General features: G+C 52.1%; 13 protein-coding genes. All 13 read right to left on the bottom strand.

Annotated features, from left to right (window positions below; genetic code table 11):
• The coding region (locus tag AC07Y9_RS31855) for a tail fiber protein (RefSeq protein WP_218277450.1) at positions 1–862 on the bottom strand (862 nt) is incomplete at its 3' end.
• 151 nt (positions 863–1,013) lie between these two features.
• Positions 1,014–3,788, bottom strand: coding sequence for a baseplate wedge protein (locus AC07Y9_RS31850; protein ID WP_102681552.1), 2,775 nt, complete (start codon positions 3,786–3,788; stop codon positions 1,014–1,016).
• 8 nt (positions 3,789–3,796) lie between these two features.
• The gene (locus AC07Y9_RS31845; protein ID WP_102681553.1) at positions 3,797–6,496 is read right to left on the bottom strand and encodes a baseplate J/gp47 family protein; all 2,700 of its coding nucleotides are present in this window, start codon (positions 6,494–6,496) and stop codon (positions 3,797–3,799) included.
• Positions 6,497–6,509: 13 nt separating this feature from the next.
• A complete protein-coding gene (locus tag AC07Y9_RS31840; protein WP_102681554.1) occupies positions 6,510–6,926 on the bottom strand; it encodes a contractile injection system spike tip protein in 417 nt (138 codons plus the stop codon).
• On the bottom strand, positions 6,923–7,342 hold the full coding sequence (locus AC07Y9_RS31835; protein WP_102681555.1) for a GPW/gp25 family protein: 420 nt from the start codon (positions 7,340–7,342) through the stop codon (positions 6,923–6,925). The genes AC07Y9_RS31840 and AC07Y9_RS31835 overlap by 4 nt, the downstream gene beginning before the upstream one ends.
• A gap of 42 nt (positions 7,343–7,384) precedes the next feature.
• Entirely contained in the window at positions 7,385–8,968 is a 1,584-nt protein-coding gene (locus tag AC07Y9_RS31830) for a phage baseplate assembly protein V (RefSeq protein WP_102690521.1), read from the bottom strand.
• Positions 8,965–9,639, bottom strand: coding sequence for a CIS tube protein (locus AC07Y9_RS31825; protein WP_087092651.1), 675 nt, complete (start codon positions 9,637–9,639; stop codon positions 8,965–8,967). Before AC07Y9_RS31825 ends, AC07Y9_RS31830 begins: the two co-directional genes overlap by 4 nt.
• Positions 9,639–9,815, bottom strand: a complete 177-nt coding sequence (locus tag AC07Y9_RS31820; RefSeq protein ID WP_156376432.1) for a DUF5908 family protein — start codon at positions 9,813–9,815, stop codon at positions 9,639–9,641. Before AC07Y9_RS31820 ends, AC07Y9_RS31825 begins: the two co-directional genes overlap by 1 nt.
• On the bottom strand, positions 9,812–10,282 hold the full coding sequence (locus AC07Y9_RS31815; RefSeq protein WP_087092650.1) for a phage tail protein: 471 nt from the start codon (positions 10,280–10,282) through the stop codon (positions 9,812–9,814). The genes AC07Y9_RS31820 and AC07Y9_RS31815 overlap by 4 nt, the downstream gene beginning before the upstream one ends.
• Complete coding sequence (locus AC07Y9_RS31810; protein WP_102681557.1) at positions 10,282–11,532, bottom strand: phage tail sheath family protein; 1,251 nt, start codon at positions 11,530–11,532, stop codon at positions 10,282–10,284. Before AC07Y9_RS31810 ends, AC07Y9_RS31815 begins: the two co-directional genes overlap by 1 nt.
• 69 nt (positions 11,533–11,601) lie before the next feature.
• Entirely contained in the window at positions 11,602–12,981 is a 1,380-nt protein-coding gene (locus AC07Y9_RS31805) for a phage tail sheath family protein (RefSeq protein ID WP_102681558.1), read from the bottom strand.
• Positions 12,982–13,038: 57 nt separating this feature from the next.
• Positions 13,039–14,088: a phage tail sheath family protein gene (locus AC07Y9_RS31800; protein ID WP_102681559.1), complete on the bottom strand. Its 1,050-nt coding sequence runs from the start codon at positions 14,086–14,088 to the stop codon at positions 13,039–13,041.
• Positions 14,089–14,159: 71 nt separating this feature from the next.
• Positions 14,160–14,609: a phage tail protein gene (locus AC07Y9_RS31795; protein WP_087092646.1), complete on the bottom strand. Its 450-nt coding sequence runs from the start codon at positions 14,607–14,609 to the stop codon at positions 14,160–14,162.
• Positions 14,610–14,775: the final 166 nt, after the last annotated feature.

Below are 14,775 nucleotides of genomic sequence, written 5' to 3'. Positions count from 1 at the left end.
AATCAGAGGTAAATGCTGCACAAGATCGCCCCCCTTCAGTTATAGTAGTGATATCTGTTCCAAGATCGTCCGACAGCCCACCAACGTTATACCAATACCTACTGAATAGATCATCAGTATGACGTATCTTCAGCCCTTCTATATGATTATGCGTCGGAATTTCATCCTCGGTTAACTTATGCCCAGAAATACTCAAATTAATATCAGGTGTTTGAGAGTCCGTCCTCTCAGCCCACACCTTATTATTCTTATCACCTGACAGGGATACAGAGTTACTTCCCCCCAAGCTATCAAGCGTGCCCCCCAAAATAAACTTATCCACCAGGTTTGGTGTACCACCTTCCCCATTGCATATCGCCCATCCTGATGGAATGGTCGAGCCTGAAAACATCATGATCATGCCTGCAGGGAGAATTGAATGAATATCAAAACTCACCCCATCACTGTCAACCTTAATACCGTATCCAGCTTTGATAGAGAGTTGGCTCCCTACTTCTTTTGCACAAAGAACGCCTCCGTTCTCATCAACAAGGATGTCGACATCTCCATTTTGCGCAAACCCCCAACCAGCCCCTTGCTTTAAACTGAGTTTCCCATCAACAAATTGAAAACCATCATTACTAGCCTTGACCTCTAGCTTTCCCTCACCAGTCACCGCAATGCCATTACCAGGCTCATTGTTTGACTGGTCGGCACTCAACCCCACAGCCTTGCGGCCAACATCGGCGATCTCGATCAGGTTTTTAAAGTCCACCTCCAACGGAATCGACTGCTCTTTGAACTTGCTGGTGAGGTCCGCTACTTTTGGCCCAACGGCCTCGGCACTTACCGCTTGTACAGGGGGGGTCTTTTCATTAGCCACAATGCTACTCCAGTTATTTAAGTTACTAAAAGCATGACAAGGCCATCACGCCGACATGAATCCCGGCATAAGCACTTGCAGAAAAATTAACGACAACCACAACCAAATAACACTGAAAAATAAAAACTAATAAATCACTCAATTATCAATTTCAGTTTTTCGGCACGTAGAACAGCTCGTTTTCCGATATGTAGTCCGGGTTCCAGCCTGGCACCGTTGCGGCCTGCTGTTGAGCGGCTGTGGCAATGCGCATATGCCCGAGACCATCCAGTACACTCGGCGTTCGCCCCAGGGTCAGTTGTTTTAGCAGTTGATAGGAGCGATCCCCCAAGGGCGACCCGTTGTTCTGCCAGCCCTGATAGGCAACGCCGAACTGAGCGAAGGCGCTGTCATCCAGCCAATGCACCAGTGCGGAAATATGGCAGGGGATTTCGTCCAGAATGCACTGTTTGATCCATGCCTCTGTGGTGCTGGCGTCCGTAAGGCCTGCGAGAAGACTGCGTGGAAAGACCAGGCTGACCATAAAGGAAAAGCGGTCACTGATGGTTTTATCCTGGTTATCGATATACCAACGGTGATTATCTCCTTTCTCAGGGAGCGTACTACCGTCTTTGGCTTTAATGACAAAACTGCCATTGATCCAATCTCTCGATACCACTTGCGCATAAACAGTGGCGTTGTCATCACTCTCCAACAGTGGGGGCTTCGGAGAGTTTTGGCGACGAATTGCAATCTGATCGTCCTGCTGCAACATCACCGGATAAGGGGCATCCTGTGTTGCCACGATACGCTTTTCACCTTCGTTGAGCAGTTTTGTATCAGCGTCATAATGCAGTGGATACCACATATCCTGCAGCCAGGTATTGCTGTTTTTCCAGCGTAAAGTTCCTGCAGCCATTGCACCTGAAAGCCTATCCAGGTCACGTAATAGCTGCTCATTGTCTTGCACCAAAAAATTCAAGTAAGAGCAGTCATCCTCTCTCGCAATACTCTTCACCATGACATTATTGATAATATAATCCCCCCCACTTCCTCCGTCATTTTTAATAACAAGGTCTATCAACAGTCCGCAGTGAAACAAGCTATTAACCGGCTCATCGGGCACGTATAAGATAACCCACTCCTTACTAACACTACAATCTAGTGGTGTTTGCTCAGCATTGTAGTTTCCATCCGGCATCACCGGCAATAACGCCCGATGCTCTACCAGATAAAATGGCAGCTTATCCAACGCTGGCTTCTGATCAAAAAGTTCACTGCCAACTCCAATACGCGCAGCAATCCGCTTTTGCAATGCCGAAACTTCCTGAACCTGGATATTGCTACGCTGATATCCCAAATCCGCATGCTGACGCAAATATCCACGCTGCACTTTCAAAAAATCGGAAAATGGCCTGGAAAGAGTGCGCGGCGCACGCTGGCTGCCAAAATAGCCAAGGAGGTAGTCAATAGTTGCCAACTCCTTATTGTCCTTTTGCCTGTGGTCTTTCAACATCAATAACAATTGGGGTTTATAGGCTTGATGAACCTTATCGGACAGACTTTCTGCAGCGAATGGCCATTGAATACCCCATACAGGGGTGGACTGGGAACGATCAAATGCCAATAGATCCGGCAGTAATGCCAATTGCTGGCAACCATTGGCCAAGGCTTGCTCAAATGGCAGGAGAAACTGATGCAACTGTTTCTGTGTATCTTCAGGTGACGGCTGCTGCAATCCATAACACGGCGGCAAGCGCTTGCTGAGGGAGTGGAATTCAGCCGGCTTGCGGTTGCGGCCATAGGGCATTACCACGTCTTTTTCGCTGATCAGCGGTGCAGCAGTGATGTATTTCTCAATACCGGCGCGATCACCCAAGCAGCGCTGGCCTTTCTTATAGAGATAAACAATGTTCTTGTCGCGCTCAAGAGAAGCAACTGGATCACTCCCCCACAACTGCAGGTATTTATTGGGATCGACCGACACATGCCAATTACCGAGTTTATTGCCTCCCAGGTCAGTAACGCTCTTTACACCATCAATAGATAACCAGATGTTTACCAGTGGACTGAGATCCACCTCGAGCGGCTGGCTGTAATCGCGTGCAGCCGGTAGTCGGGTAATCCAGCCATGCTGCAATTGTGGCCCTTGATAGATCACCTCATTGCCGACGCCTTGTTCCGACAACTCAGACGCGGCGACCCGCACAGCCATTGGATTGAGATAGCTGTCAGACAGCCTATAAAGCTCTGCCAACACCCGATTGTAATCGGTACAGTCATCTTCCAGCTCCAGCGTTGAAAGAAGCTCAAGAGGCAGCGGCTCAACCCAGGTGGTCTCCCGTACCGCTTCACACAGATTGCGATTAACTTTCAAAAAATCGTCAAGGGCTGTCTGCGCTTTGGCTTGATCAGCACCACGGGCCAACTCGACGTAAAGATGATAATTACCCTTCAGGGTCAATTGCGTCGGCTCGGCCATACTGGCTGGCCGAGCAAAGGTGAACTCCCACTTATCGGGGTCATACCAGTACTGATACTGCTCCGCTTCACTTTCAGGGGTCAGTTGCACATTACGGAAATAGAAGCCAACTGGCGTTTCTCCCTCGGGGCTGTGCAGATCCAACAGCGCACGGCGGTAGTCATCCACCGTAACGGGTCCGCAGGTCAGCACCCGATGTGGCCCGAATGACGCAGGGAAGATCCCGTCCCCGGAAGACGTGTCCGCAGGGGTCAACAAGTCCACCAGCGGCAAGGTGTGACGATAGGCCAGGTCGGAAACGCCATAGGATAGGTCCTGTAGCAGGGTCACACCTGGGTCCTGTTCGCCCTTATCGGTCCACACCTGCCCGGAATACTGCTCGATCGCCTCCATCCCCTGCTCCAGCAGGGTGTCGAAGTGGATAAGGCTTTTGACCTCGTCAGGTAACATGCTGTTATTGCTCATAATAATCCTTAGCGATGATTGTCATCTGGCAACGTCAGGACCAGTACTTGGGTATCGGCACTGACCAGCGAAGCGGCTTGGCCATCGAGGGCCAGGCTATGCACACACTCGACCATGGGGAATTGCTGGATAAACGCCACCATGGCGTAGTAATCCAGCGCGGTGCCCACGATGGCACTGCTCTGCCCATCCCATCCCCAGGGCATGTACTCACGCTCCAGTGCCTGCCTCAGCTGGCGCTGGGCAAAGTCCTGGTTGGTGCCTGGGATGAACGTCACGCTGTAGGTCACTGGCACATCCCTGTAGTCGGGGTTGACCACGCAGATATCGACCCAAGGGCTGCTCAGCCCTTGCAGGTACGCCTTCATCGCCGCCAAACGGGCTGGGGCGAATTTCGGGCGCAAGGCATCGCTGTTGTCCTGTTCGCCATTGGCCGGAATCACGATCAGCTGTTGCGTACAACGGGCGGGCAGGCTGGACAACTGCTCGGACAGGGGAATATGCACATAGCCGATTTCGGGATAGCGATCTTTGAGTAGCGTCGCCATATCGGACCAGGTCTGCGCCCGGCCGCGATGGACCAGTTGCCGGGCTACCCGTGGCAGAAACTGCGCATCCGACTCGGGCGCGCGCCCGCCTTGTGATGGCCAGGGTTGGGTAACCTGGGCCAGCCCACTGAGCTTTTGTACAGGCTGACGAACAGTGCCGGCTGGCAACGGCTGGGTAAAATGGCTGTTGTCCAGCGACTCGCCGTTAATCAGGGTCGCCGTCACCGCATTGGCCAGCAGACCATGTAAACGCGGATAAGCCGAAATGCAGGCATCGGCCCCGCTGGCTTGAGCGGGGGGAGTCAGCACCGCCCGGACCCAGTAACGCCCCGCCGGCATCTGTACACCCTGCGCGGCATCGTCCGGCAAAGGCGCCGACCACAGGCCGGAGGCGAACAAACCGCCAGTGCCGTCGATCACCTGGGCATCCAGAGACTGCCAGGTGTTTTTCTGATCGAGGTACTGCCATTTCAGGTCTTGGGGCTGCGGGCTTTGCAATTGCCAATGCAGGTTCAGTTGCTGGCCGGGCTCGATATCGCTGAAGCCGAGGTACAGTTGGGGCTTTGTATCATCGGCCAGGGTAGAGCTGACTTGCGGCTCTGAGCCATAACCAAAGGCGGTCAACAGATATTGCTCTTTGACTTTGTCATCCGTTCCGCTATAGCTGACGGCCAGCGATTTGATCTGCGGGGTATAGGGCGGGTTCAAGTCTGGTTTTGCCGGCAGGCGCTTCCAGTATTGCTGGTGGAGGAAATCGTGGCCGCTTAGTTCCAGACGCAGGTAGCTTTGCCAGTCCTTTGGGTCAACACTTGCCATGGACAAACCGGAAAGGTTCGTCACTTTTAGCTGGATAGCATTTGCCGCAGGCTTATCATCAGTACTGCCAGAAAACAACGCGGTACTGCCAATCATATAATCTGAAGTCACTGTGAAATCAGCATTGCTGCCAATAGGGCTTTTGCCATCTTCGGCATACCCCATATACCACTTACTAAATGACTGCTCCGGCAAATCCAGCCATTCCGGTGTCAGGCTAATCGTCAGTTCCTGCGGCTTATTGCACCAGTCCGCGGCCACCAGGTTAAATCCGTTCCCCATTACCGGGCTGTGGCCGAACGGATAGCTGGTACCGGAGAGTTTTTCCACTCCCGCATCGCTGCTGTACATCACCTGAGTGAGGCCGGATACGGCCACTGCAAGCGCTGTCACTTCAGGCACGGGCTTGCCATCGATTCGGCTCAATTTCAGCAACGGCATGGCCGAGGTGAAACCATCCAAACCGTCAGGAGGGGTGATCGCACCCTGCGTAGCCGACAGTTTCAGGCTGAGGGACTTGTCGTCCCCTCCTTTATCGATAACCAGTGCCAGCCACTGCCCGGCACTGCTGACACCCGCGGTGATGGCCTTGATATCGTCATCCGTCACTGTTGTTTGCAAAGTCACAGTGATGGTGCGATCCCCGCCAGACATGGACAACAGCTCGGACCCCACGACCCGCCCGGTCACCACTGGCTGGTCCTCGGCGTCGGTACGGTTGAACAAACGGACACCGGACTCTGGCCAGGCGACCTCATTGGTCTGGTCAAACAGGACTCGGGATACCCGCTGACCGGCATCGCCCGGCTGGCACCAACGCAGGTCACTCCATTGCCCCTGATTGGCCAGCAATAGGTTATCCAGCGCGTACTGCACGGGGTTACCCTGACTGTCTTGCCCACCATCCATCAGGGTTCCGGCCGGCAGCAGACATTCATGGACACCTTTTTCCAGTTGACAGGCCAGTGCCACCTGATCAGGAACCATTGCCCGTGGTTTCAGCCCCAACAGGCCACGGTAGTAGAGCTGGCGGTGCATCGCTGGAAGGCGATTCAAGAGCGCCTTGGGGGTTTCCAGCAGGCGATAAAACGCCAGCAATAGCGCCTGCTGCGGCGCGAGCGAACCGTCGGCCAGCTCGGGTTGGCGATAAATCGCGGCCAACCGTTGCGCGTTGGCTGGTGCCAGGAAAATCTTGTCCCAATTACTGTTCTCAGCAAATGGAATCAGCTGGCTATAGTCTTGAAGGAATTGCAGCAGACCTTCGACAGTCCGGTCATCCAGGGCAAATCCGTTATCTGACGATGTATCGGCTTTGCTCTGATGAAAGGTACTTAAATCAAACATGCTAATTTGTCCCTTACCCTGCGGTAGCAAATGATTGTTTAGGGATAAAACGTCCTTTCCCCATACTCGGCGCAGGCACGTCCGGCACACCGCTGGCGCTATTGATTGCCGGTTGTGTTGGGGTGAAACGGGCAATGAATTGTTGCCCCTTTAACAGCAATGCCGCGCCGCTGGTGCAACGAGGTGCCTGCTGATCACTGCCCAGCGCGGCGATCATCAGCAACCCCATGCCGGGGCTATAGCCGGGAATCTGATATTGCGCGGGGATCTGTACCTTTTTTTCATCCCCTACCACGCACATTTTCTGTTGGTTGATACTTGCCAGGCCGGAGCCACTGATGATTGCAGGGCCGACTGGCGTAACCTGGCGATTACCGAACATTGGATCAAACTGCAGTTGATCGCCATTGACAATAATAGTGTCGCTCATAGCACCCTCACGCCCTGGCCATCAGCGATATCCAATTGCCCTTTAAACTGCTGCGCGATATCGCTGCCGCGCAAACGGTAAGTTACCTGCACCTGTAACAGACTTGGGTTTTGTCGATTCTGATCAACTTGCACATTATCGACAGTCGCCCGTGGTTCATAATGCAATAGCGCATCGGCAATGCTGGTTTTCACCTGTGCCAATAGCTCTTCGCGGATATTGGAAAACATATAGGTTTGCAGATCACAGCCGTAGTCAGAGCGCATAATCCGCTCCCCCGGCTGGGTACTGAAAAGAATGTGCAGACTCTGATGCACAGCCTCTTGGCCTTCTGCCATTCGTACGCCATCTTGCATGGTAAAACTGGGGGGAAATGCCCAGCCACGCCCATACACTTGCGTGAGGTTATTATTCATCTTCGCCTCTGATAATAGTTTGCCAACAACTCCGGGAGCCGGTTAGTTGGTTAAATCCACTTTGGCACCTTTGACCTGTACGCCACTGTTGCCTTCGGCCTTTACTTGCTGTTTGGCGTTCAGTGTCAGGTTCTGCGCTGACAGCGCGATATCCTGCTCACTGGCCAGTTGCATACCTTGATGCAGGGTCAAGGTGTCCTTATGCACTTGTAGAGTGGCGCTGCCTTGCTGGCGGTCGAACATCAAGAGTTGCTTATTGTCGCCCTGGCCGAACACCAACCCTTTTTGATTGTTTTCCGCGCTGGGTGGGAACGGGGGGGGATTCTTCGGGTTGTGCATGGCTCCGAGAATCACCGGATAACAGGGATCATCGGCAAAGAATCCGACAACCACCTCATCCCCTGCTTCCGGGTAAAAACACAAGCCACTCTCTTGACTGGCATAAGGCGTGGCAAACCGCGCCCAGAGTGGTTTTTCGTTTTGCATCAATGCAGGGATCTTGACCCGTAGCCGGTTGAGCTTGCCTGGGTCTTCCTGATAGCTATCCACCACACCAACCAGCACACCCGCGGCTCTGGGGACCACTCCCGCATCGACATCCTGCAAGAGCGGCTGACCGATCAGCAGCGTGGTGCGCCAGCGCTCTTTGCTGATCTGGTGCTGTACCCCGGTAATTAACGCCGAACCATCAAAAGAGCCGCCGAACCCTGATAGCGCCAAGGTTTGGCCCAACTGGTATTTAGTGTCCCCCTCTACGGTGAAACGCCCTTGAATACCCGCTGCCTGTTGTGCCAACCAACGAGCGTTGGCCAATGCACCCTGCTCTTCAGTTGTCAGCGGTTGACTCTTGGCCAACGACCAGGTGCTGCTGTTCAGCGCGGCCAGGTTTGCGGAATCGAATGCATCACGCCCGATCGACAGCGAAGCCGGTGTAGCAGTGCGAGACATCGCCTGTCCCGACAGATCCCAGGCGCAGACGGCCAGTTGCTTGGGTTGCTCCTGGCAGGAAAACTGCCACTCGGCCTCCTCGATACCCGGGCCTTTTTTGCCATTTTTGTACAGCGTGTGGTCTGCTTGCCCGGCTAATGCAGGCTTCATTACATTGACACTATCCAGTTCAGGTACCAGCCAAACCCGGTTAGCCCGCAGGCGAGCCGTCATAAATTGCCAGTCGGAACACGCAAACTGCACCATCTGCTGATGAGTGGCGTCGACGCCCTCCAGCTTTTTGATGGTGATACCTTGCGCCGAACACAACTCGCGCAGAATGGCGTCTTCTTTGGCATCCATAAAAACCTGGCTGCGTAAAGAAGCAGTCAGGCGCTGTAATGGATGTTTAATGGTCAGCGTTAATTCTGAACTGCCTTTTTGCAGTCGCATTGATTGCTGCACCAGAATACCGCTGAACAAGGTTGAGCCCTTGTGGGTAGCAATACGAAACTCACTGCCCGGCTTACACAGTGCTACTTCCGCTTCTGCTTTAGCCAGTGCGTTATCTGCAACACTCAATACCAACCGGGCACTTGGAATATGATTGACCTCTGTATGAATTTCCACCCAGGTAGCTGCTAGTACTGATAGCTGTTTCCCGCTTGCCCACAGCGTGAAATCCTTAAGCGAACTCATGATGCCCCACCCCGGTTCACCACTAATGTTCCCCCAGGTTGAGTATCATCCAGATTATCCAGCCCATTGGTCACCGCCAAAGCCAGATAGTCCACCGCACTGGCAGCGGCAATCAGCGCCAACGGGCTGACATCCGGCACAGTGACTATGCTCATGTCCGCCTTGGAAGAATCAAAAGACAGCGACTGCGCCTCAAGGCTTTTATCCGCTCTCAACGATAGTGTTGCTTTGGCCCGCAGTGGCGTGGCATCACGATCAAATAAGGTGTAACCCAAGACTAAATTGGCCATACGCCCGGCAAAATAACCGTTGCCATTCCAACTCATCTTGCCCCATCTAACCTGCAAAAACCGCGGCGCATTATTTTTGCTGTCTACATCGCAACAGAGCGCGCGCAAGTTAGCCAGTTGGCTGTCCAGCGAAACGTTATTTCCCGGTAACCGGGCATCAAACAGCAGTTCCAGATTCAAGCCCCCCGGGCGAGCCTTCTGATATTTGCTGATGTCTGCATCACGGTTAATGAATGAATCTTCGGTAAAGTCAGTGTGATAACTCAATTGAATACTGGCGGGGTTATACATCGCCTTGATTTCCCCGACCTTGCTTTTCATCTCCCTGTCGCTGAAAGCAGTGATGGTGAGTTTTGCCAGTCCGACATCCAAGAGTCCCATTAGCGACTCCCCCGCTCGCTGCGCAGTTTTTCCAGCACCGCTCGAGTGATTTCTGCAACCAATCGAGCCCGTTCCGGGTGCCCCAACTGGGGCAAGGTTGCTACCAGGGGAGCGGTGGTGTGTTCGGGCGAAGTCACCCGAGCCTGAATTACCAGTTCTCTGATTTCGATGGTCATGCTTTTACTCCCAGCCAATGCATATCCCGATAACGCAGCTCCAGGGTATTGAGCAAAATACTGTTGCTGTTAGCGTCCAGGTTACTGGTGCTCCATTTCACTGGTAACGCTTTACTGATCGTCCAGCTGCATACCGGCAAGGACAGGTGATTCATCAACATCACGACAACGTTGCAATAACTCACCGAGGCACCACTGAGCACTGAATCGAAATTCAAGGTAAGTGGCGTCACCGCCATCACCCCTCGCTGTAGCACTAACGAGCCGTGCTGGATATTCTCCGGCAAGTACAGGTTTCCACTATTGTCCCCCCCTTCACGATAAGCACTGACATTCAACTCTCGGCTCAAGCCGGAAATCTGTTGAAAATAAATATCCACTGGACTGGGTACAATACCGCCAAAGAAAAAGGTCGCCATAAAACGGTGAGAGACTGAAGGTTCGAACAACTCGGAAACTATACTCATCAGAACACCCCTTTATTCAACGCCAATGTCCCTTGATCACTATTACTTTCATTGGTAGTGAACTGCAGATCCAACTCAATAAACTCAGCAGGCGAGAGCAGCGCCAGGGAAACACGCATGATCAAGCGACCTGCATTGACATCCTCACGAGTCATGGTTTCATCCAGACCCAAGGATAATTTGAACGCTTCACTTTCCTGCTGACCATAAAGTGCACCTTGTTGCCATAGTTCACGTAGCCAGGTCGTTGCCTGCCCTTTAAGTTTCAACCAAGTGATTTCATTGTTGGGCTCAAACACTACAAAACGTGCAATATCGCTTAGCGTGGACTCAATATAAGAAACCAATCGCCGGCGCTGAATGTAAACCCACGGAGCTCGCGCACCGGTATTCGCATTACACAAGGTACGAGATCCCCATACCCGTACACCACGGCCCGGAAAGCTACGAATCACATTCAGCGATGTACCTGAACGATCAAACAGCGATAAGCCGTCCTGATAGGCCTGAGTGGGCTTGACCACTTCACTCAGTGCCGCATTAGCGGGCGCAGTCCAGATACCTTGTTCGCGATCGGTCTTCTGGAACACCGCTGCAACTGCTGCGGAAGGTGGAACACTGATCCGCTGCTTATCCTCTGCAACATATGAGGTCGCCAATCGAGGCCAATAGGCCGCGCCGGACATGCACTGACCAGAGTCCCATTTGGCACTGGTATCGAGGCACTTTTTCGTTTCGATGACGCTCTCAGGAGCATCCAATACAGCAAATAGACCGCGACGACGTTGACAGATCTGCAGCAGCGCCTGCCAGCCGCTTGACCAATTAGCTGCTACTGATGCGCCTTCACCCAACATCTGCAGATCCGGCATAGCCACCAGGGTAATTCTCGACTCAGCAACAATCAGCTGCGCCACCGCCTCGGACTTCAAAGCCGTGATCAGTTGTTCGGGTAACAAACCGTCAATCGCACTATAAGTACCGAGGCATAAAACAAAACAGGGGCCACCACCATTATCAAAATAGTGTTGCAATGCATAATACAAAGCCCCTTTAACCGCTGCACCGCTTCGCTTATCCGCCCCGCCCAGCTGTCGCTGGTAATCCGTCCAGTTAGAGATGGGATAGAGCGTATTAGTCGTACCTTTCTCACAATATCCGATAAACACAGGTACTGCCGTGGGTACGTCCGATTGCGTCTGGCCAAATGGCGTGTCAGAAAACTGAATACCTGGAAAACTCATCTCCATCACAATCACACCTCATACATTGTGGGAAATAGCACCCGCAGGTGCTATTTCATGTCACAGAGATAAATTTTATTGTCCAACGTTCTGGGTGAATTGCAGAATAATGAACTCTGCCGGGCGCACTGCGGCCATACCGACTTTGACGATCATCTTGCCTTGTTTGATATCGTCCTCGGTCATGGTCACGCCTTTACCGATATGAACAAAGTAAGCCTCGCTGGCTTTACTGCCAGACAACGCTCCTTGTTGCCACAGGCCATACAGATAATGGTCAATTGCGCTACGTACGGTTTCCCAGGTTGGTTGGCTGTTTGGTTCAAACACCGCCAGCTGCATGGCGCGCTTAATGTCGCGCTCAACACTGTTGAACAGACGACGTACGGGGACATAGCGCCAGGCATCCGTCTTATCCAGAGTACGGGCGCCCCAGATCAGCGTGCCTTTGCCGGTAAAGCTACGGATGGCATTAATACCATTGTCATTCATGCTGCCCTGAGCGGCATCAGTTACAACCGTTACCGGTGTCGCGTTGTTGAGGGCCACATTGGCGGGCGCTTTCCATACACCTCGGCTGGCATCTGTTCCGGCATAGGCACCGGCGACAGCCGCGCTCGGAGGCAATTTGATGGTTGTCGGTGCATTGGCTGCCGTCCACGCTGCATCAACTACAGCTTTCGCAGCCGCATACTCATCAGCTGAAGCAGTTTGCAGTGCAGCCAGGTTTGTAATTTTAGTGTCCGTATAGCCAGTCAAGACAATATTGGCGTCCGCTGGGCGACTGCAAGTAAAGGAAGTCAGCAAGTCAGGGTAGTAGACGGCGGTCTTTTCTGCTTTCGTTGAAGGGGCATCACTTCCATTGGTGCTATCAGCAATCAGGAAGTAATCCACTTTGTTCAGCAATAGATCATTCAGCGCGTTATAGACATCCTGCTTTGTGCATGTTGTCAAGGTTGTATCCGTTTCCGGACAGACCAGCAACGTAATCTCTTGTTGCTGTTCGATCAGACCCGGCAGGGTTGCCAGTTCATCTTTTGCTTTATCCTTATCAGGCTCAACCAGCGGCAATACGTAACAGACGCCACCACCATTATTAAAGTAGTGCTGTACTGCAAAAGCACCGTTAGAAGGCAACGTTACGGCGGCAGTGTAGGTATTTTTTGCGTCCGCCCGCAATGGCGCATCAGCCTTATTCAAGGCGGATTCACCCTCTTTAAGAGCTGGCGGAGCTTTGGCCGTAGCCGTTACTGAGATTGTCGGTGACAGCAAAAATTGCGAGGTAAAATCCAACCAACTGGAGATTTTAATACAACTCCCCTTCGCTGACAGACTACCGTCTTTCTTGAGGAATTTGCCAATAAAAACTGGAATGGCCGTTGGGCTGTTGCTGATCGACAGCGACAGTGAAGCGTCTTCCTCGATGTAAACACCGGGAGTGGCATAAGAAGGCATGCTTGTTTCCTAAATCAATTTATATATTTGGCGGCCCTGGCAGGCAACCACTGTTTATCAGGCCTCGCCGACCGATTGGCTGAACTGCAGGATAATAAACTCTGCCGGGCGCACTGCCGCCAAGCCGATTTTGATGATCATCTTGCCTTGTTTGATATCGTCATCGGTCATGGTGACACCTTCACCAATCTGAATGAAGTAAGCCTCCTCCTGTTTGGTTCCCGCCAGGCCACCTTGTTGCCAAAGTCTGTAAAGATAATTGTTGATGGCGCTGCGCACCCGTTCCCAGGTGGGCTGGCTATTAGGTTCAAACATAGCGAAGCTCATGGCATTTTTAATATCTCGCTCCACGCTGTTAAACAGCCGGCGAACCGGGACATAACGCCATTTGTCAGAATCCTCGAGAGTACGCGCGCCCCATACCGTAGTGCCGGTATTAGGAAACTCGCGGATCATATTGATGGCTTTACCGTTGTTATAGGTGGCCTGCAGGTCATCCGTTACTTTGTACTTGGGCTTGACACCGCCTTGCAGTACCACATTGGCTGGAGCTTTCCATACGCCACGGCTGCGATCGACCGAACAGTAAATACCGGCAATGGCACCACTGGGGGGAATATCAACGGTCGCCCAATCAGCAGTCAACCAGGGATAATAAACAGCAGTATAAGGATTCTGATCATACCAATCCCGAGAGGTACCATCGGTTTTCAGTTCATCGGGTGGGCCATCCATAATAGCAAACAGTCCGCTGCCTGGCTTACACAGCTTAGCGACCGAATCTTTAATATTCTCGCCAGCCGCCACCAGCAACGTAGCATCATCCAGCTTCGGCACTTCTTGCAATAGAGAATTCAAGCTGACGATATAGCAAGGGCCTCCACCATTGTCGAAATAACTCCTCACGGAATCATGAATATAACCATGAGGATTGAAGCCTTTCACGAGGGCCATAAAGTCCAGCCATGAGTTTATCTTTTTAACTCCGGTAAGAACGTCATTATTACAGGCAAACACTGGTACCGCCGTAGCACCGCTTGATACCGACAGTGACAGCTCAGCACTTTCTTCAATATAAACACCTGGGTAGTTTGTTACAACTGTCATTACGCTATCCTTTTAAGAACCACTTGCACCTAAGTGCCAGGCAATACCTGACACCCTGACGCGTTGCTTAATCAGTGAAACTCAACGGTCACCCGATCAGCCTTCAGACTCATTTCCTGCACCGCAACTTCGTTGCTGCTCGCGTCGAAGCTCGGGGCCGTGAGCTTGTCCGGGAAGGCATTGGAAATATTCCAGGTGATCAGCAGATTCGAACCTGTTTCATCGGTCAGGCTGATGGAAATATCTTTCTTCTCGACTTGATTAAGGGAGATGGAATTAATCCAGTCATAGAGTTTGGATTGTCCCTTGAACACACCTCGTTTCAGGGTAATGGTCGGCCGCTGACGCTGACCCGGCATTTGCAGCCAGTTACCGCCACCATCACGGTATTCAATAGTGTCATGACTGATATCCAGACCCGATACGCTCTGGAAACACATCTTTTCATCACCTACGCTGACAGCGAAGCGATAGGTTGGAATAGGGTACTGAACAGCAATTTGATCGGTGGTCGTAGACATCGTACTTCCTTTAAAAGTTGAGTTGCTACAATAAAAAGGCAGTGACTTCTGCCTCTTCGGAGCAACAATGCTTCCCACCAGCAGAAAATAAAAGTGATAAACCTATAATAATTATTAGCTCACAATCAAAAATATAAAAAAACAAAAATCATCAATATTACATAAC

Source organism: Pseudomonas sp. GW456-L12 (genome assembly GCF_059424045.1).
This window is presented reverse-complemented; position numbering and strand designations above follow the sequence as displayed.